The organism is Methylobacterium sp. Leaf89, assembly GCF_001422215.1.
In the GTDB taxonomy this organism is placed as follows: Bacteria; Pseudomonadota; Alphaproteobacteria; order Rhizobiales; family Beijerinckiaceae; genus Methylobacterium.
Genome location: NZ_LMML01000029.1, coordinates 735,539 through 755,561 on the forward strand (window position 1 = coordinate 735,539; position 20,023 = coordinate 755,561).

A 20,023-nucleotide genomic window follows, 5' to 3' on the forward strand; every position below is an offset into this window, starting at 1 on the left:
GGTGCTGGGGGAGGGCTCGTTTGGGCTCTCCCCTTTTTCATACGAATTATATTTTAGGTGATTGCGTGGCGGAGAAAGTTTTGTGGGAGGATGCTCCCGATAAGCGCGTTTGGTTCATTCGTGATGGCGAAAATCTGATCATCGAGACCGAATGGAAGATTGATGCCGTACTGGATGCCAACAAGGCCAAGCAGACGGATTTCAGCCGCACCAGCAAACTTGGCGAGATGGTGCAAGTGGCCAGCATCCCCACGGGTATGTACTGGGACTGGCAGAAGCAAGGCATCCTCGATGACGATGCAGCCTTCCGGCGCCGCATTAACAGCAGCGATTTCCAGCACCTGCGCACCAATAACCTCAAGGTGTAAGCATGGCCCTGGCGAACATTCTCGAACTCAAGGCTGCGCTTGCCGACTACACCACCCGTAGCGATCTGCCCCTCAACACCCTGATCGCGCTCACGGAAGCCAAGTTCGCCAGCACGATCAAGCACCGGCTGGCTGAGCGCTACACGGAAATCCCTGTTGCCAAGGACGTGGCATCGTTCCCGCTGCCCGTGGACTTCCAAGAAGGCCGCTCACTAAAACTGAATCACCGGCCTCTCACCCTGGCCAGCATCGACAGCCTCAACGCGGAGCCCGGCGACACCGACCGCTATGCCATCGTGGGCAACACGGTTCGGCTCCAGAGCCGCCCGGCTGCGGACATCACCGTGGGCCTCACCTACTACGCCCGTGTGCCTGCGCTCACCGAGGCTGCACCCACCAACTGGCTGCTGAGCACCTTCCCCGATGTGTACCTCTACGGGGTGCTGCTGGAATACGCCATCTGGGCACAGGACCAGGACAAGCAGGCTGCCTACGGCACACTACTCGCGGCTGCTCTGGGCAACCTCAACACGGACCACGCACGCGGCTCGTTCAGCGGAAGCACGCTCCAGACACGGAGGTTCACATGAGCCTCAACGTGCCATTCGGTGAGTGGCTTCCTGACCAGCCCGCGCTCAACAATCCAGGCGTGACGCGCGCCCACAACGTGATCCCCGGTAGTGGTGCCTTCTACAAGCCATTCCCCAGCCCGCAGCAGTACTCGCCCACCACGCTGCCCAGCCGCCCCTACGCGGCTATCTCGCTGCTCGACAATGGCCGCAACGCCCACGTCTACGCGGCTGCGCGCACCAAACTGTTCACGCTGGACCCCGGCACGCAGAACTGGACCGACATCAGCAGGGCCAGCGGCTACACCACGGCAGAAATCGAGGGCTGGCGCTTCACCGAGGCCTACGGTCTCGTTGTGGGCACCAACTACAGCGACAACCCCCAGTACATCGATGCCACCAAGGGCACCCGGTTCGGGGACCTCACCACGCTGGTGAAGGCCCGATACGTGACCACGCTGCGCGACTTCGTGCTGGTGGGTAACACCTTCGATGCCTTCGACGGGGCTGTGCCCTATCGCGTTCGTTGGAGCGCCATCGGCAATCCCATGGACTGGAATTTCAGCGCCACCACGCAGGCTGACTTTCAGGACATCTTGGGCGGTGGACCCGTGCAGGCGGTGATCGGTGGCGAAGAAGGCACCATCCTGCTCAAGAGCCAGATCGTGAAAATGGTCTACGTGGGCTCGCCTGCCATCTTTGAATTCAAGACCATCTACCAGAACAAGGGCTGTGCGATCCCGCAAAGCGTGATTTCCGCAGACGGCAAAATCTTCTTCTATGGAGAAGATGGCTTCTACATGATGGAGAACGACAGGCTCAACGCCATCGGCAAAGGCAAGATTGACGCTTGGTTCAAGGCGGACAGCAACCAAGCCGGTTTCGACCGCATGACCGTGAGCATTGATCCACTCAACAAACTGGTGATCTGGCTGTACGCCAGCATCGACAGTTATGACCTCAAGCCGGATCACTTCCTGATCTTCAACTACGACACCGGCACATGGAGCACCGGCACCAGCACGGTGCAGTTCCTGTTCAACAGCCTCAGCCTTCCAGAGACACTGGCTGCGCTGGATCGCTACGGCAGCATCGAGGCTGTGCCAGCGTCGCTGGATAGCACCGTGTGGAGTGGTGGTCGTGCGTTCCTGGCTGCCATGGATGAGGGCGGCAAGGTGTACTCGTTCTCGGGTGCCAACATGCTGGCCACCATCGAGACCGGCGAATACCCCACCGCAGCCATGCTGGCCCAGCAAATCCAGGGCGTGCGCGGCGATAGGGCCTTGGTTCGTGGCGTGAGCCCCAAGGTGCACGGCCGAGCCGATGTGAGCGTGCAGGTGAGCGGCAAGGTCACCCCGCAGGCCAACACCAACTACGGCAACGGCAGCCCCATCAACATCAACGGCTGGTGCCCCCTGCGCAGCGATGCTCGCTATCACCGCTACCGCCTCACTCTTAGTGGAGGCTGGAGCCAGGCCATGGGCGTGGAGATTGACGCGGTTCCCACGGGCCTCAGGTAAATAAACGCATGAGTACTCGTGCGGATGGAACGCTCAAACAGGTGATTGACCAGAGCAATCGCCTGGAGCGCAAGATGAATATCAAGGGCGAGGTCACCCTAGCCATTAGCACCACAACTACCGTGGTCACCGTGGCGCAGGCTGGCTTTGATGCGGCAGTTTCTCTCAGTGCACGAACCGCCTCAGCGGCAGCAGAGATGGCAAGCGGTGCTTGCTATGTGAGCGCCTACGGCCCTGGCAGTTTCACCATCACGCACAGGAACCTCGCGCAAGCGGATAGAACATTTAGATACGTGGTGGCGGTTTGAACGTTAAATTTTGCAATGCTGATGGCCTTGAGGCTCTACTAGCCGATTATCTTGAGTGCCGCGAAATCCTCTTGGAGGCGCTGGCGCATGGTGATGGGCGAGTGAATGAAGCCTTGCTGCTGAGCCAACTGATCCGGGGCCACTATCAGTTGTGGCGCACCGAGAACAGCGCGGGCATCACGCAGATCAACGAAAACGTCTTCAACAAGAGCCTGTTCATTTTTCTTGCTGGCGGCGACCTCAACGAAATCGAGCACATCGCTGGACCAGTAGTTGAGCAGTGGGCAGCAGAACAAGGCTGCACCAGCATCATCCTCTGTGGTCGTCGTGGTTGGGAGCGGGCGTTGCGTCCGCTTGGATACGATTTTCAGAGCACGAATTTGATTAAGAGAATTGCAGGTTAAGCATGGGAACCCAGACACGAACCGAAACTGTTACCAGCAACCAGAAGACCGAGCCGTGGAGTGGCGCTCAGCCCTACTACGCTAGTCTGTACGCGGATGCGGAGGCTGCTCGCAAGAACGGCAGCCCCAGCCCGTACCCGAACAGCACGGTGATCGACTGGAGCAAGCCCACCCAGGACGCCTACAGCAACATGGAGGCCATTGCCCGCAACGGCAGTGCGCTCAACGGCAACGCCCAGGGTGTTGCCAACGGTGTGATGACCGGCAGTGCCTACGATGGCACGCCCAAGACCACCTACGAGAACCTACAGCAGGGCCTAAACCCCAGCGCCAACCCGTACTCCGGAATGGTCAACGCTGTTGCCAACGGCGCTCTCGCCAACGGCTTCGGTGGTACTGGCGCGCTGGCTCAGGGTGCGCAGTGGAACAACCCCGGAGTGCTGGCAACGGCACTGGCGGGTCTCAGTGCGAACAACGGCGCAACACCCGGTGCAGCGGCGCTGGCAGGCAGTGCCGGTAACAACCCCGCTGTGGGCGCGTTCGGCAGCCAGACCGGCTACACGAATAGTGGGCTTGGCCTCGCCAAGGATGCGGCTTCGCTGGCCAGCACCAACCCAGCGCTTGCGGCGTTCCAGGGTGCCAGCGGCTACACCAACGGCAGCCTGGATCAGGCTCGTGGTCTCGCGGGCACTGCTGGCAACAACCCGGCGCTTGCAGGCTTCCAGGGTGCCACCGGCTACAACAACAGCGCGCTTCCGGCTCAGCAGGCTTTTGCGTCGTACCTCGCCAACAACGGCAACCCTGCGGGCAGCATGCTCCAGAGCACAGCCAATGGCGATTACCTCAACAGCAACCCCTATATCGATCAGGCTATCAAGAACAGCAACCAGACGTTCGTGGATCAGTTCAACAACAGCATCGCGCCGGGTGTGGATAGCACCATGGCCAAGGCTGGACGACTGGGTTCCGGTGCTTACGCCAGCCTGCGCAACACCGCTGAGGAAGCCACTGCCAAAGCAATGGCCACCAACAGCGGCAACATGATGTACAACAACTACAACAGCGAGCGCACCAACCAGTTGAATGCGCAGAACGCTATTGGCAACCTGTACCAGCAGAACGTTGGCAACGTACAGAATGCGCTCAACAGCCTCAGCAGCACGGATCAGGCTCAGCAGGCAGCACGCCTCAGCGCGCTCACCGGTCTCAGCAGCACCAGCGATGCGGCCACCAAGAACGCCATCGCGGCCAACCAGAACGCGGCGAACATCGACAGCAACCAGCAGGCTCAGCGGCTCGCGGCGATCACCGGCATGGGCAACACCTCGGATGCCATCGCCAAGAACGCCATCAATGCCAGCCAGAACGTGGCCAACATCGACAGTCAGCAGCAGGCTCAGCGCCTCGCGGCAATGACCGGCCTTGGCAACTTCTCGGATAGCGCCACCAAGAACGCCATCGCTGCCAACCAGAACTACGGCAACATCAGCAACATGGAGCAGAGCCAGCGTCTGGCTGCTGCTGGCCAGTTGGGTAATCAGGCCGTGGCTCAGCAGAGCAGCAACCTGGGCTACCTCAACCAGTTGAGCGACCTCTACAAGTACGACACCACCAACCAGATTGGTGCAATGAACACTGGTGCCAACTTGGCCAACCAGGACTTTGCCAACCAACTCAGCAATGCTGGTCTCCAGTTGAACGCTGCGAATGGTCAGACCAGCGCACAGAACGCGCAGGTTGCTCAGCAGTTGCAGGCAGCGGGTATGGCTCCGGGACTACGCGCGAACGACTACGCCGACAGTCAGGCCCTGTTGGGTGTGGGTCAGGCGCAGCAGGCCCGTGATGGTGCCTTCCTGCAGGACGACATTAACAAGTGGAACGCCCAGCAGAACGCTGTTTGGACCGGCCTCATCAATCAGGCCAACATCCTCAACGGCGGCAACTTCAACAACACCAGCGGCACTCAGACCAAGCCGATCTACACCAACAACATGGCGCAGGCTACGGGAGCAATCGGCTCCATTGCTGGCCTCATGGCCAAGTAACGGGAGCATACTATGGGACTTCTCGACTTTCTCGGAATGGGCGGTGGCGCTGGCAACGGCGCTGCACCTGCTGCACCCACTGCTGGTGGCGATCAGGGCGGCTTCCTCAGCATGCTGGGTCTCAATGACCCCGAAAAGCGCAGCCGACTGGGCCAGGGCCTCATCGCGCTGGGCGGCAGCATGATGAAGGCAGGTGGACCCTCTTACACCCCCAACAACTTCCTCGGCGCGCTGGGCGAGGGCATGCAGTCGTTTTCCAAGAGTTACGGCGGCACGCAGGATGATGCGCTCAAGCGTCAGTACCTCAAGGCCCAAATCGGCAACATGGGCGCGAACACCGCGCTGCATCAGATTCAGGCGCAGCAGGCTCAGCAGCAGGCCGCTGCCCGTGCGGCCTTCAACGGCACTGTGAACCCCAACGGCGCTGGCAGCACCGCGATCAACACCACCCCTGGTGCGCCCACTCCTAGTGGGCCTGCGCTCGGTGCTCCCGCTGGTGCTCCCGGTCAGGCTCCTACACCCGCCGCTCCCGGCGCACCCATGGATATCAGGCCCCCGGCTGCACAGCCCGCCCAGGCTGCCCCAGCAGGGCCAAGGCCGCCCCAGGCTGCTCCCGGTGCTCCGGTTGCCCCTGCGGCCCCTGTGCAGGCTCCTGTGGCCCAGGCAGGCCCAGCAGCACCCCAGGCCAATGCGGGAGACGTTGGCGCTCAGATCACGGCCCGCATTGCCCAGCACAACCAGGTGGCTCGGCAGGCTCGTGCGGCTGGCTACGATGACGTGGCCAAGCAGCACAGCGAAGCAGCGCTGGCTTGGGAGAAGCAGGCTGTGAGCCAGGGCCTGTTCCTCGGTGCCGATGGCAACACGGTTCCCATGCCCGGCTATGCCGCTGGCAAGGGTCAGATTGCTCAGGCCGAGAGCGCAGCCAAGAGCGCGGGTGAACTGCCCACGAAGTTGCTGTTGCAGAACAACGAAAGCGAACTGCGCATGAAGGAGCAGGCCGCCAAGGATCAGAGTGGCGACAAGAAGACCTTCGATGACCGCGCCAAGGACATGAACAACACTTGGAACGCCAACGAGTATAACAAGAAGTTCCTCGCTGCCAGCAACATCCGTGCAGGCTTTGACCGTGCTTACAAGGACAACAGCGGCCTTGGTACGGCTCAGTTGGTGTTGGACTGGTACAAACTCAACGATCCAGGCTCTGTTGTTAGCCAGAACGAAGTCGCAACGCTGAGCGCTAAGACGCAGAGCATGCCAGAGGGCATGATCAGTGCCATCAATCAGGCCCTTACCGGCGGTGGCATGAGCCCCGAGAACAAGGAAAAGATCCTGAAGAACATGGACGGCAAGTATCAGGATCAGCGCAAGACCTACGAGAAGCAGCGCGATAACCAGCGTGCTCTTGCTGGCAAAATCGGTGGCATCGATCCCACCATGGTGGTGCCGGACCTCGCCGAACTGCACAGCCCGTGGAAGAGCCCGGCTGAAATCGAACGTGAGCAGAACGCCGCTGCTGCCGCTGCTCGTGCACCGGCCCTGGGTGGTGCTCCCGCTGCACCGGCTGGTGCGCCCGCCGCACCGCGTGCTGGTGGCGTGCCCAAGTTCAGCAGCCCCAACGATCCCGGCTTTGCCGCACTCAAGCCGGGTGACCGGTTCGAGTATAACGGACAGGTTTTCCAGAAGAACTAACTAATAAGAAAAACGAAAGGCCACACCAAGAATGGCTAAGAACATCAGCCCCAACGCACTCATGCTCTACAACAAGTTCCTAGAACTTGGTGTTGCACCCGGTACTGCTGCGGGTGCGGTGGGCTCAATGATTGGTGAGAGTGGCGAGAAACTGAACCCCAACGCGATCAACCCCGGTGATGGTCGCGACGGCAGCGACAGCATCGGCATGGGGCAGTGGAACCAGGGTCGAGCAACGGCCCTGCGTCGCACTGCTGAGAGCATGGGCACGTCGTGGAATGACCCGCGCGCTCAGATCAGCCACATTGGCAACGAACTCAACGGCAGCCACAAGCATGTGCTCAAGGCGCTGCTGAACGCTGGCGATGACGTGCGAGCGGGTAACGACATCTGGACCAAGCAGTACGAGGTTCCTGCCAACGCCAACGCGGTGGCTCGTGCTCGACTGGGTGATGGCATCCGCTTCGCCGGTCAGATGGGAACGATTAGCCCCGAGCAGATCGCGGCGATCACCGCGCAGAACGCGCAGGCTCCTGTAGGCGAGCCGCCCCGTAGTCGTGGCTCCGCTGCTGGTCCCGCTCCATCGGTTCAGCAGATCACCCAGAGCGCTGGCAACTTCGGTCTGCCCCCGGATGCACTGGGCGGCATGATCGCCCTCGGAGGTCCCGCAAAGAGCGAAGCCCAGGCAGCCCCTGTGCAGTTGGCCAGCGCGGACAAGGCCCAGGCCGACGCACTCACCATGCGTGCCCTCGGTGGTGCCATCCCGGCTTCACCCGTGGCTCCTGCTGCACCCATCGCGCCCGTGGCTGCGCCAGTGCAGACCGCACAGGTGATCGGCAGCACCCCCGGTAGCCAGGGCAATCCATTCGGTGCCCTCGCCACTCCGGTGCAAGATGCTGCACCCGCCCAGGCTGCACCGCCCGCGACTAGTGAGGCCGCCAATCCATTCGGTGCGCTGGCCACTCCCGTGCAGAACACCTCACCCCAGTCCAAGCCCGCTGCGGCACCCGAGTTCAAGTGGAACGACAAGGCTGAGGCTCCGCCCAGCGTGCGATTCGAGGTGGATGCGCTGAGCAAGCCAGAGGATCAGTTGGCCGCGCTGCGCAAGCACTATCCCACGGCAACGCCCTACCAGGGAGACAACTTCCAGTACCAGAACGAAAAGGGCGAATGGCAGAAGTACAACAACCCAGGCTGGATGCCATCGCTGGGTGATATCGCAGGCGCTGCGCCCATGTTCGCCGAAATGATCGGCGGTGGTCTCGGTGCTGCTGGCGGTGCCTTTGCAGGTGCTGCGGCTGGCCCAGGTGCTCCCGTTGCAGTGCCAGCGGGTGCCATGGCCGGTGCCGCCGCTGGTGGTACTGCCGCGCGCGAGGCGGCTCAGCGCGGTATCAACTGGTGGTACGGCAACAACGACACCCGAAGCACAGGCGAGCAGTTGTCGGATGCGGCGATCACCGCAGGTGCCAACGCGGTTGGTGAGGGTGCGGGTCGTGCCCTCATCGGTGGTGCCAAGTACGCCGGACGCAGCCTAGGTTTCGGTACGCCAGAAGCAGCCGCAGCCGTAACGGACATGCGCGCTATCGGCATGGAGCCCACCGTGGGCATGGTCACCGGCAATGCTCCCACCCAGTACGTGGAGCGCGGCGTGAGTGCCGTGCCGGTGCTAGGCGGTCAGTTGGGCAAGGCAGGCACCAACGCGGCCGAGCGCATGGCAGCGGAGAATGACCGCATCGTCAGTGGCATCGCCAGCAGCACCAATCCTCAGGCCACACCGGGCACGGCTCAGGAGGTAGGCAATGCGCTCAAGGGCGCAGCCGGCGATGCTGAAACCCGTTTCCAGCAGGCAGCCAACCAACAGTATGGCGCAGTAGGTGCACTCACCGGCAACACCCCCGTGCCAGGCAACAGCATGGCCAACCTCGGCTTCGAACTGGCCCAGGAGCACGCCAACATCAGCGCGTTTGGTCGCGAGACTTATGGGGGTGAATTGGGCGCGGCCATGCGCCGGGTGCGCGCGATCAACGAGGACATTGGCAACGGTGCCACCTTCGACACCATCAAGCGTGCCCGTACCGAAGTGGGCAAGATGCAGCATGCCAGCACCAACCATGCTGAGCAGGGCTATCTTGGCCGCATGTACGACGCCCTCACCACGGAGATGGGTGCCACAGCGGATGCAGCCGGCAACGGCGCTCGCACCGCCTGGAGCGAGGCAGATGCGGCTTACCGGGCCGGTGTAGCCAAGGGCAGCCCCACCAACGTCAAGGAAAACCTTGCACCTGTGCTCACCGCTAAGGTGGACGAGGACGTGCTTACGAACATGCTCAAGAACAGCGAGAAGGGTGGTAGCAGGATCGCTGCTGCTCGCCGGCAGATTGTTCAGGGCCAGGGCAACGAAGCCTGGGACCAGTTCACCGCTGCCACGGTGGAGCGCTTGGGCAACCCCAAGGGCGACGGGTTTTCGAGCACCCAGTTCCTCAAGGGCTGGAACGGCCTGAGCACGGAGGCCAAGGCAGCGCTGTTCGATGGCACGGCCAACGAAGCCTACCGCGCTGACCTAGACCGCTTGGCACGTATCGCTGGCAACATGCGCAATTACGGAAAGAGCGTGAACGGTAGCAACACCAGCAACATCGAGACGGTGAAGGCTGGACTGGCCGGTATCGGCGCTATCGGTGGTGCAGCAATGACCGGCAAAGCCGCGCTGGCACTGGGCAACATCGCAACAGCCGCTGCCGGTGGCGTGGCCACCAAGGCAGCAGACTTCCTCCTCACCAGTCCCACGGTGGTGAGCATCGTGGCGGGACTGCCGCGCGCTCAGGTGCAGCGCGGTGGTGTTGCTCGGAGCGTACAGGCTCTCATGGACTACGCTGCAACACCGGGACTGGCAGCCACAGAGCGTGAAGCAGTGGCCAACCTCGCGCGTAACATCGCTCAAGCAGACGAGAAGAAGAAGAAATAATCAAATCCGAGGAATCACGATAAATACGCGAGCCTCCAACAATAACAAGAAACGGTGAAAGATGGCAGATCTAACTAACTCCAGTTGGAGCGAAGCAGACAGCAGCAATACTCAACCCGCTCCCAGCGGCTTTCCCAGCGGCATTCTGCCATCTCAGGTCGGCGGCGTGGTTCGTGCGCTCATGGGCGCTACCAAGCGCTCGTTTGACCGCAGCAACGCCATGGTATCGAGCACGGGATCGGCAAACGCTTACGTGCTCACCTACCCGCAGGTGCCCGAGGGCTATGTGAAGGGCGAGGTTTATCGCTTCTTCGCCAACGCCACCAACACGGGCGCTGCAACAATCAACATCAACGGCCTTGGCAGCCGCAGCATCCTGCGCGCGGATGGCACCGCGCTGAGCGCAGGCGAAATCGTGCTCGGTCAGGTGGTTACGGTGGTTTGCGATGGCGCAAACTTCCTGCACCAGAGCGTGGGCAGCAGGTTCTTCAAGGACAGCGTGAGCATCATCAAGGATGGCGATGCCATCCTCACCCTGGAAGACACGGGCGCACCCGCAACCACATACCGCAGCAAGAACATCTACAGCAGCCGCAATGTAAATGGTGGCAATGACTGGCTGTTCCGTTCGCGCAGGCCCAGTGATGGAGCCATTGAGGATTTCTACCTCAAGAGCGGACAGGGCGGCATCATCTACACCACCGGCAACTTCAATCCTGACCTCAAGGCCAGCCTCAACGCCAACGTGTCGTTCAACCGCGTAGTGGTGAGTGAGAACGGAACCGGCAACAGCCTCCAGATTGGCAATGACGCCGCGATGGGTGATGTCGATGTGGCCAACACCATCGGTGTGCGCGGCCTACAGGACGGCAATCAGGCGTTCCTCAAGATGGGTGCAAGCACCCGCTTCGGTTACGATGGCGGCAACTGGATCGCTGGTGGCGGTGGCAACCTCTTCATCCAGCCCGGTGCTGGCGGCAGTTACGGAGTGTGGCACAGCGGCAATTTCACCCCGGACAGTAAGGCATCGCTGAACGCTCAGGTGCGATTCAACGGAATCTGGCCCAGCAGCAGCGAGGCCTACTTTTATTCGGACGGCGGAAGCAACAACATCCGTTTCCGTGCAGGCGCAGGCCCGAACTACAAATACATGGGCCTCAACGACGACGGCACGTTGCAGATTTTCCAGGGTGGCGTCGAAGCGGCTGGTGATGTGCATGCCACGGGCGCAGTGCGCGCCAACGGTCGCGTCATCGTTGGTGAGGGCCAGACCAACTCCTTCATCGAGATGCGCGATACCGATGAAGGCACGCGCTTCATTCACAACAACAGCAACCTCATCGGCTTCCTCGGCAAGGGAGGCGACTGGATTTTCCGCGTCGATGACAACGGCAGTGTCTGGACGAAGCAGTTCGGTGATCTCAACACCCGCATCGAGACCCGCGCAGCAGACTTCGCCAACGACAGGGCTGGTTATCGCGTTGCCAAGACAGGCGACACCATGACGGGTGATCTACAGATCACCAAGACCTACCCGATGACCCGCTACCTCTACCCGGGTGTGCGCGACCTTGCATGGCAGGTTCGTGAGAACGGCGGCATGTATCTGTGGGATTACACAGCCAACAACTGGAACATTTTCATCGGTCCCAGCGGCGAGGTGCAGACCCGTCAGTTGGGCGACCTAAACAACCGCATCGAAGGCAGGGCTTCCGCCTTTGCTAATGAGCGTGTTGCCAAGACCGGCGACACGATGACTGGTGATCTGCAACTCCAGAAGGCTTACCCGAACCTTCGACTGCACTATCCGGGTGTGAAGATTTGGGACCTGCATGTTCGCGAGAATGGTTACCTCTACTTCGCGCAGGACGGCTTGCAGAAATTCGATGTGTACATGGCAACGGACGGCAACATCGCCGCATCCGCTTGGGGTGGCGTCTGGCTAACCGACCACATCAACAACCGCGCTTCTGCCTACGCCAACACTCGTCAAGCCAACCTCGGCTTCACCCCGGTTCGCCAAGGCGGTGGTGCATACCAGCAGGGCAACACGGTTTACCTGGGCTGGGATGGTACTGCTCTGCGCGCTCAGGTGGACAGCAGCGACCTCGAACGTATCGTCACTCGCAGTTGGCTCAACCCACTCAACGACATTCGCATGGCCTATGCGGGCGATCTGAACTCGACATGGAACGACGGTGCGCTCAACTTCGCCGAACCCTATGGTGGCGCATGTGTCACCACAATGAACTGGATTGGTCAGGGTGGACTTGGCTCGCACGTCGCGGGTGCACGCTGGAGGTACATTCAGAAGCAGGACAGTTACGGAAATTGGTACACAGTGGGGTACGCATAATATGACTTATACTATCGTGGATCACGGCAATTGGGTGCCGTACACAAAGGAAGCAACGCTGAGCCCAGAGGGTTTTCCTCTGGTGCCAGCAGGCACCATCTTCTGCAAGCGCGAGAGTGATGGCGTGGATTGGTACGAGTACAGCCGTGCCGAGGGCACATTCCAGCCGGGCAGCGTGATGATTGCCTGCCTGCCCACCAACCTCGGTCTCATCACACAGGGCGTGTTTGCGCTCGAAAACATCCAGAAGATGTTCCCTCAGAACCAGAGGCTCATCGAGGTTCAGGGTTGGGAAGGCGAAAAGCCTCATAACGTGTTCGCCAACAAGGTGTACGATCCCGTAGGGGACACGTTCTCGGATATCGTGCTGCCAGCAGCACCCGTGATCACCTACAAAAAGGACATCTGGGTGAGGGCCACCGACGCAGAGGCCGACATCATCGATCAGGTGCTGAGCCAGCAGACCACGCGCAAGCAGAAGATTTACGCGGAGGCGCAGTATCTGGACCACGCGGACCCACTATTCGCGGAACTTTATGCGGGCTTCGTGCAGGCGTTTGGAACGCAAAGAGCCGACCAATTGCTGGCCGGCTCCTCGGATTGACGCAGAGTTAAATGCTATGCGCGGCTGAGCAGTTTGTTTAGCGCTGCTCGCCGCGCATTGTCTCCCTCGGCAGTGATGCCATCCGTTGTGAACATGCTGGGATCGATCCCGCCTTCGCTACGTGAACCCACATGCGGTAACAGGTCGACGCTGGCGAGGAATTCACCAGTCTGGAACCGGTAAGCCCGTAGGCCACCCAGCACGATGATCGTGACCACCTGGGTGTCTCCATCGAAGTTGATGAAGTCGATAAAATCCCGCAGCGCTGAGTTCACTTTGGCTCGCAGTTGGTATCGTGTGGGCTGATCAGCCTGCTCCCATTCCGCCCTCAGTTGCTCGATCTCATCCTCTATCCGCGTGCCTTCGCTGAGTTCGGCCTGCACCTTGTTGCGGCTGTGTTCGAGGTCTTCCAAGCGCTCCTGCTGCTCGTTGCGCTCAGCGAGGCGGGCTTTGGCCTTCTCCCTCGCGGCTTTGCGGAATGCGGGATCGTCCTCTTCCTCCAACTCCTGCATGAGATTGCGCACAAGGCGGTCCAATTTCTCGATGCTGAGGCGGGCTTGCGCGATGTCCTCGTCAATCTGCTTGAGCGGGTCGTCGCCTCGGCGGGATCGCATCACATCGCTGAGTTGAAATTCCCGCACCTTGTCTAGCACTGCTGGCTCTAGGTCGGCGTAGGCAAAGCGAGTGGCGTTGGTGCAGCCCTTTTTGCGCATGTTGCTCAGGCAACGCAGGTGCTGCTTGGCTCCCTGAGACTTGCTGCCGGTGCTCATCACCATGCTGCCGCCGCATCGCTGGCAGAGACACAGGCCGCTGAAGATGTTGCTGAACAGCGTGCCTTTGCGCCCTCCGATGAAGGGCCTTTTGAAACGACGAGCCTGTGCCCGAGTGAACAGCGTGGCATCCACTGCTGCTGGGAAATAGTCCGGGATGGGGTCGCCCGCTGGCAACCGTGTTCGCCCCTCCATGCGATGGGGCTGAAACTCTCCAAGGGCAACGCGACTGTTGAGAATGTTGCTTACGCTGCTGTTGTACCAACCCTTGGCTGGCGTCAGGGTGGGCGTGCCATCCTGATTGAAGCGCTGAGCAATGGCCATCTGTCCCAGCCCATCAGCGGTGAGTTCGAAGATGCGGCGCACCGTTTCCGCATGCTCGTTCAACTCGAACAGGTAGTCGCCCCTGCCGCGCTTGGTGGCAGTGATCCAACTCGGAGTGAGGATGCTGAGCCCTCGGCCATCCTTGGCAGCAGCAACCCTGGCCACGTAGGATTGGCTTACCCGCTCGCTCTTGCGTTGGCTCTCCTCATGGGCTCGCGCCATGATGGTGAGCGAGATAATGAGTTTGCTCCAATCGTTTCCCACGCTCTCCTGGCTGTAGGACTGGTTGTCCGCGAGCGTCACGATGGTGATGCCGCTTCGGATCACCTCAAGGAACAGGCCCAGCGCCTCAAGCACCTGATCGCGGCTTAGCCGGTCAAGGCTTTCCACCAGAAGGTAACTTCCTCGGCGTACCTCTCCGGTGTTCACCATTTCGAGGAAGCGGCCCAGCGCTCCCTCCTTGCGGTTTTTGCCCTTCCAAGCGCTCACGCCGATGTCGCGCAGGCTCTCATCCAGCACCACTCCGTGCTGTTCGGCCCATTGCCTCGAAAACTCTAACTGGCGTCTGAGACTGTCACCACGGATCTGCTGATCCGTACTCATGCGTATGTACGAGTATGCAGTGGGCATGTGCATGCATCCTTAGGTAGCGAAATCGCCAAATAAATGCAAGCGCGCAGCAACCGGCACGGTTAATGGGGCGTCAACGCGGAGCGGGACACATCGGCCAAAGCCAAGGGGTCGCCATCCGACCACAATCGCTGTCCATAGGCGGACGACCGTGGCGCCGCACGCGCACGCGATCTCACGAGAAGGATACGGGCCAGTATGGCTCCAGCAGACAGCGCCCAGGCCTTGCGCCCCGCCTCGATCCCCGCGGATTCGACGCTCTCGCCGGCGGTCGCCTCCGCCCTGCGGACGATCGAGACCGAACGCGACGGGCTCGCCTGCTTGATGGAGTCCATCGGCAATGGGCTCGGCGCGGCGTTCACCGATGCGGTGTCGCGCATCGCCCGCGCCAAGGGACGCGCCATCCTCACGGGCATGGGCAAATCGGGCCATATCGGTCGCAAGATCGCTGCGACGCTGGCCTCGACCGGGACGCCCGCCCTGTACGTTCACCCCGCCGAGGCCAGCCATGGCGATCTGGGCATGATCCAGCCCGAAGACGTCGTGGTGGCGCTATCCTGGTCGGGCGAGACGACGGAGCTGGCCGACATCATCGGTTATGCCCGTCGCTACCGCGTCGGCCTGATCGCCATCACATCCAACAGTTCATCGACCCTGGGCCGCGAAGCCGACATCTGCCTGACCCTCCCGAAGGCGCGCGAGGCCTGTCCGAATGGCTTGGCCCCGACGACGTCCACGGCGATGCAGCTCGCCCTCGGCGATGCGCTCTCCATTGCGCTCCTCGAAGCACGCGGCTTCTCCGCGCGGGAATTCAGCATCTATCACCCGGGCGGTCGCCTCGGGGCCTCGCTGCGTCAGGTTCGCGAGGTGATGCATACCGGATCTCAGTTGCCGGTGGTCCCATGCGGGACCCCGATGCGCGCGGCCATCGCCGAGATCGATGCGAAGGGGTTCGGCTCGGTGGTCGTGGTGGACGCCGATGGACGCCTCGCGGGTATCCTCACGGACGGCGATCTACGCCGCAACGTCTTCCGCACGGATCTCGATAGCCTCGCGGTGGAGGCGCTGATGAGCGGCAAGCCACGGACGGTCGCCCCCGAAACGTTGCTCGCGAAGGCCCTGGAAATTCAGGAATCGATGAAGATCACGGCGCTGATCGTCGTCGAGGACGATCGCCCGGTCGGGCTCGTGCACTACCACGATCTGCTCCGCTCAGGCGTCGCCTGAGCCTTCAGAGGCGGCGCTCGAGCCAGCGCTGGACCGGTTTCCAGCCCGGGATCCACTTGGATCGCCATCGCGCCGCGTCCTCGGCGGCATCGCGGGCCTCGAGGCTGTCGAAGGCATGCGCGCGCTCCAGCATCTCGGCAGCGACCGCTAGTGGGTCCGGGATCGACCACCCGAAATGAAAGCCGGGCTCCTCTTCGATCATGCTCCCCGGAACGAAGTAGTACCGCGCCTGCGTGCCATTGAGCGCATCGAGCAGGGGATAGTTGGCGTGGACTGGAGGCGTCCAGTTCAACGCTAGGATCCGGCGGTTCGGCGCCGCGAAGACGGCCGTGTGAAACGCCGAGCCTGCCGTTCCAAGAACCATTTTCCGTTCCGAAAGCAGACGAACCAACTCAGGAAACCGCAGGGTCTCCGGGAAAACGATGTCCACCCCCTGCCGCGCCAGACGCTCGCACAGCACATCCTCGTTGCGCAGGCGCGAGATCCCCGATGCCAATCTTGCTTTCGACAGGTAGACCGGCCGCGTTTCCCGATCGACAGCGACTGGGTCGTAGAACGCCTCGCCGGTATAGTGCGTGAGCGTGCCGTAGATCGCATGGGTGAAGTCCTGCTCCTTTACGCTCGGCTCCGGAACCAGCAGCTTCGGGATCCGCGTCACGTTCTGGAAGGTCACGAGGTCTGCGATGGTCAGATCGAAGCGGGCGAGAATGTCGGCGAGGAACGGTAGCGTCGCCCATTTCGCGTGCAGCGCATCCAGAGGTCCTTCAGCGTAGCAGAGGAGGCGTGGCTTCGGTCCCCTCCAGGTGAGGAGTGGCCAGAGGCGCGCGAAGGTGCCGAGGAGGAAATGGCCGTAATGGGTGATCAGCGGACCGATGAAGAGAGTCGGGCGATCGTCCGCCTCGTCCACGACGTCCGTCAGCATGGGATTGGCGCCAAATTCGATGATGGTGCCATCAGCATCGCACAGCGCCCAACTCCCGTCTGGGGTCGCCGGCTGATACACGGCGTTGGTCACCGCACGCAGTCCCGGAAGTGTATCGCGCTGTTCGGTCCGTCCCCATACGGTGCGGCAGCGCTGCAGCTTGGCCTTCACGCGCGGACAAGCCCCTCGAAAGAGAACCGTAAGGTCTTCATACCGTCGACCTTGTCGTCACCCTCGTGAGCGTGCGTCGAATCGGCAGCGGGTGTGGCACGAACCAACGTTTCCATCATGGCCTTTCGGCTGTGTCCGAGGGCACCTATAGTTTCCTCCGCATGTCCACGCCACCTCGCCCCGTCCGTCGCCTCGATCCGATCCTCGTCGACCGTATCGCTGCGGGCGAGGTCGTTGAGCGGCCTGCCTCAGCGGTCAAGGAACTCGTCGAGAACGCGATCGATGCTGGCGCACGCAGTATCGAGGTCACGATCGAACGAGGCGGCCGACGCTTGATCCGCGTGGTCGATGACGGCGCGGGCATGGATGCAGATGATCTTGCGCTCGCCGTAGAGCGACACGCCACCTCGAAGCTTCCAGGGGGAGACCTTACCCGCATCGAAACGCTGGGCTTTCGTGGCGAGGCCCTACCCTCCATCGGCGCGGTCGCGCGCCTGACTCTTACTAGTCGCACGGCCAAGGCCGAAATGGGTGTCACCCTTACGGTCGATGCGGGCATCAAGGGCGAAGTCCGCCCGGCACCGAGCGCGCGCGGCACGCGCATCGAGGTGTCCGATCTGTTCGCGGCCACACCTGCGCGACTGAAATTCTTGAAGTCCGACCGGGCCGAAACGGCGGCGATCGGCGACATCCTGCGCCGCCTCGCGGTGGCGCAGCCCGAAATTCGACTTGTCCTGCGATCGGAGAGTGGGACGCCGCTCATCTTCGCGGCCGAGACAGAAACGGGTTCTTCCGCAACCCTTCGGCGCCTGACTGGGATCTTCGGCACCGACTTCGGATCGAATTCGCTAGCCCTCGACATGGCCCGCGAGGGCTTCGCGCTTGCGGGTCATATCGGCCTGCCGAGCTTCCATCGGGGTGCTGCCAGCCAGATCCATTTCACCGTCAATGGCCGGCCAGTCCGTGACCGCCTACTGCTCGGCGCAGTCCGGGGCGCCTATGCCGATTCCATGAGTTCCGACCGCCACCCGGTTCTCGCGCTGGCGATCCTGTGCGATCCGTCGCTGGTGGACGTGAACGTGCATCCGGCCAAGACCGAAGTCCGCTTTCGCGATCCCGGCCTGGTCCGGAGCCTGATCGTCAGCGCGATTCACGAGACTCTCCGTCAAGCCGGCCTGCGTGGCTCCACCACGGGCGCTGCCCGCACGTTGGACGCCTTGCGGCCGACCGGTCTCGCCGTTCATTCGGGCACCAATGCCTATCCGATCCCCTCACTGAACCGACCGGGCTCGGTGCCGTCCATTGCTGCGCCCTATCCCTACCGCCAGGCGGTTCCGCGCTCGCCGGCGCTCACCGGATTGGCCGAGGCGCCCCAGGCCCGCTTCGCGCATGATTTCGCCCCCCCGGCGGCGGATCTGCGCCCAGGGGTGGAGCCAGCGGACGAACAGGCGCACCCCCTTGGAGCGGCGCGGGCTCAGTTGCACGAGACCTACATCGTCGCCCAGACGGCCGATGGTCTCGTCCTCGTCGATCAGCATGCCGCCCACGAGCGCCTGGTATACGAACGGCTGAAACGCGAACGCGCACGGGGCGGCATCGCCCGTCAGGGCCTGCTGATTCCCGACGTGGTGGAGATGGCTCCCGGCGAGGCGGAGCGCCTCGTCGCCGCGGCCCCCGATCTCGACCGCCTGGGCCTCACGCTCGAGCCGTTCGGCTCGGGCGCCGTCCTCGTGCGGGAGGTACCAGCCGCTCTCGCCGGCGCCTCGATCCGGACCCTCGTCACTGATATCCTCGATGCGCTCAGCCAGAGTGGTCTCGAAGACGAAAGCCCCGATGGCACCGACGCGGGTGCAGGCCCCCTCGGCCGGCGCCTGGACGCGATCCTGTCGCGGATGAGTTGCCACGGCTCGATCCGAGCGGGCCGGCGCCTTCACCCAGAGGAAATGAACGCGCTCCTGCGCGAGATGGAAGCGACGCCGCTCGCCGGCACCTGCAACCATGGCCGCCCGACCTTCGTGGAGTTGAAGCTCCACGACATCGAGCGGCTCTTCGGACGGCGCTAGGCCGCCGGCAGGTCGGAGGCGGCCTTCAGAGCACCGTCGAGGGCCTTCTGGCGAGCGTCCGGACCGAGTGCGATGCCCTCGGCGACGATGATCTCCGGGTTCGTGATGCCGATGAAACCCAGAACCACGCGCAGGTAGGTCTCGGCATGCTCCGCCGCCGCGTTCGGTGTTCCCGCTCCGTAAAGACCGCCCCGAGCAACGGCCACGATGACCCGCTTCTGCGGAACGAGGCCGACGGCGCCGCTCTCGGTGTACTTGAAGGTCTGGCCCGCCACGAGGATACGATCGATCCAGGCCTTCAGCTGCGACGAGATCGTGAAGTTATACAGAGGCGCGCCGATCACCACGATGTCGGCGGCGAGGAATTCGGCAAGCACGAAACGGCCGAGCTCGACGTCGTGCTGGATATCAGGGGTGTTCGTCGCGTTCGGCTGGTGGCCTGCTAGGTAGGCACCCGAGAGGTGCGGAATCGGCGTCGCGGCGAGATCGCGGTAGGTGACGTCGAGGCCCGGTGTCCCCGCCGTCAGATGCGTGACGATCGCAGCCGAAATCGCGCGGCTAACCGAATGATCCCCCAGAATGCTTCCGTCGACGTGCAGGAGTTTCATCTTCGATCCCCGGTATCAGAAGTGTACCGAGGCGGTATAGAGAACCAGATGCGCTCCCGCGCAAGGAGGCACATTCGTGGAACTGGGGCACAACGAGGGAACCGCGACGATCGCACAGCACAACCCGGGCGATTGCCGGGTCGTCGGCACAGTCCTGTCGCGGATCGGCGACAAGTGGTCGATCCTCGTGGTGATGATGCTGACGGATGGGCCGCGGCGCTTCAACGAACTGAAGCGCCTGGTCGGGGGCGTCTCGCAGCGGATGCTGACCTTCACCCTCCGGGGCCTCGAGCGCGACGGCTTGGTCTCACGGACCGTGTATCCCACTATTCCGCCGCGGGTGGAGTATGAACTTACGGATCTCGGGCGATCGCTGCAGGTCCCCGTTCAGGCCCTGGGGGCCTGGGCATTCTCGAATCTTCCGGCGATCCAGGAGGCGCGCAGTCGCTTCGATGAAGGCCGACCGAATTGAAGGCAGGA

General features: G+C 62.3%; 16 protein-coding genes. 13 read left to right on the top strand and 3 right to left on the bottom strand.

Going from position 1 to position 20,023, the window contains the following annotated elements; all coding sequences use genetic code 11:
- The first annotated feature begins 65 nt into the window (after nt 1-65).
- The 10 genes from ASF18_RS18810 (at nt 66) to ASF18_RS18850 (ending at nt 12,828) form a co-directional block, all read left to right on the top strand.
- Nucleotides 66-368: a hypothetical protein gene (locus tag ASF18_RS18810; protein ID WP_056353953.1), complete on the top strand. Its 303-nt coding sequence runs from the start codon at nt 66-68 to the stop codon at nt 366-368.
- A gap of 2 nt (nt 369-370) precedes the next feature.
- Nucleotides 371-958, top strand: coding sequence for a hypothetical protein (locus tag ASF18_RS18815; protein WP_056353956.1), 588 nt, complete (start codon nt 371-373; stop codon nt 956-958).
- The gene (locus tag ASF18_RS18820) at nt 955-2,457 is read left to right on the top strand and encodes a hypothetical protein (protein ID WP_056353959.1); all 1,503 of its coding nucleotides are present in this window, start codon (nt 955-957) and stop codon (nt 2,455-2,457) included. Before ASF18_RS18815 ends, ASF18_RS18820 begins: the two co-directional genes overlap by 4 nt.
- Before the next feature lie 8 nt (nt 2,458-2,465).
- Nucleotides 2,466-2,765, top strand: a complete 300-nt coding sequence (locus ASF18_RS23915; RefSeq protein ID WP_156649980.1) for a hypothetical protein — start codon at nt 2,466-2,468, stop codon at nt 2,763-2,765.
- A complete protein-coding gene (locus tag ASF18_RS23920; protein WP_156649982.1) occupies nt 2,762-3,169 on the top strand; it encodes a hypothetical protein in 408 nt (135 codons plus the stop codon). The genes ASF18_RS23915 and ASF18_RS23920 overlap by 4 nt, the downstream gene beginning before the upstream one ends.
- 2 nt (nt 3,170-3,171) lie before the next feature.
- Nucleotides 3,172-5,214 carry a hypothetical protein gene (locus ASF18_RS18830; protein WP_156649984.1) on the top strand — a complete coding sequence of 681 codons (2,043 nt, stop codon included), beginning with the start codon at nt 3,172-3,174 and terminating at the stop codon, nt 5,212-5,214.
- 12 nt (nt 5,215-5,226) lie between these two features.
- Nucleotides 5,227-6,903 carry a hypothetical protein gene (locus tag ASF18_RS23925; protein WP_156649986.1) on the top strand — a complete coding sequence of 559 codons (1,677 nt, stop codon included), beginning with the start codon at nt 5,227-5,229 and terminating at the stop codon, nt 6,901-6,903.
- Between the two features lie 31 nt (nt 6,904-6,934).
- A complete protein-coding gene (locus ASF18_RS23930) occupies nt 6,935-9,868 on the top strand; it encodes a phage tail tip lysozyme (RefSeq protein WP_156649988.1) in 2,934 nt (977 codons plus the stop codon).
- 61 nt (nt 9,869-9,929) lie between these two features.
- On the top strand, nt 9,930-12,224 hold the full coding sequence (locus ASF18_RS18845) for a hypothetical protein (RefSeq protein WP_244472751.1): 2,295 nt from the start codon (nt 9,930-9,932) through the stop codon (nt 12,222-12,224).
- A gap of 1 nt (nt 12,225) precedes the next feature.
- The gene (locus ASF18_RS18850) at nt 12,226-12,828 is read left to right on the top strand and encodes a hypothetical protein (RefSeq protein WP_056353979.1); all 603 of its coding nucleotides are present in this window, start codon (nt 12,226-12,228) and stop codon (nt 12,826-12,828) included.
- Nucleotides 12,829-12,842: 14 nt separating this feature from the next.
- Here the strand turns inward: ASF18_RS18850 and ASF18_RS18855 are convergent, their stop codons facing one another.
- Nucleotides 12,843-14,552: a recombinase family protein gene (locus ASF18_RS18855; RefSeq protein ID WP_082487802.1), complete on the bottom strand. Its 1,710-nt coding sequence runs from the start codon at nt 14,550-14,552 to the stop codon at nt 12,843-12,845.
- Nucleotides 14,553-14,750: 198 nt separating this feature from the next.
- On the opposite strand from ASF18_RS18855, the gene ASF18_RS18860 reads away from it, so the two are divergent.
- A complete protein-coding gene (locus ASF18_RS18860) occupies nt 14,751-15,779 on the top strand; it encodes a KpsF/GutQ family sugar-phosphate isomerase (protein ID WP_056353986.1) in 1,029 nt (342 codons plus the stop codon).
- A 4-nt stretch (nt 15,780-15,783) separates the two neighbouring features.
- On the opposite strand, the gene ASF18_RS18865 is transcribed toward ASF18_RS18860, so the two are convergent.
- Nucleotides 15,784-16,872, bottom strand: a complete 1,089-nt coding sequence (locus tag ASF18_RS18865) for a glycosyltransferase family 61 protein (RefSeq protein ID WP_156649990.1) — start codon at nt 16,870-16,872, stop codon at nt 15,784-15,786.
- A 161-nt stretch (nt 16,873-17,033) separates the two neighbouring features.
- Here ASF18_RS18865 and mutL point away from each other — a divergent pair, with 161 nt between their 5' ends.
- Nucleotides 17,034-18,935 carry a DNA mismatch repair endonuclease MutL gene (gene mutL / locus ASF18_RS18870; RefSeq protein ID WP_056354553.1) on the top strand — a complete coding sequence of 634 codons (1,902 nt, stop codon included), beginning with the start codon at nt 17,034-17,036 and terminating at the stop codon, nt 18,933-18,935.
- Here mutL and ASF18_RS18875 read toward each other — a convergent pair.
- On the bottom strand, nt 18,932-19,543 hold the full coding sequence (locus ASF18_RS18875; RefSeq protein WP_056353992.1) for an NAD(P)H-dependent oxidoreductase: 612 nt from the start codon (nt 19,541-19,543) through the stop codon (nt 18,932-18,934). The genes mutL and ASF18_RS18875 overlap by 4 nt on opposite strands.
- 76 nt (nt 19,544-19,619) lie before the next feature.
- Here ASF18_RS18875 and ASF18_RS18880 point away from each other — a divergent pair, with 76 nt between their 5' ends.
- Entirely contained in the window at nt 19,620-20,015 is a 396-nt protein-coding gene (locus ASF18_RS18880) for a helix-turn-helix domain-containing protein (RefSeq protein WP_056353995.1), read from the top strand.
- Nucleotides 20,016-20,023: the final 8 nt, after the last annotated feature.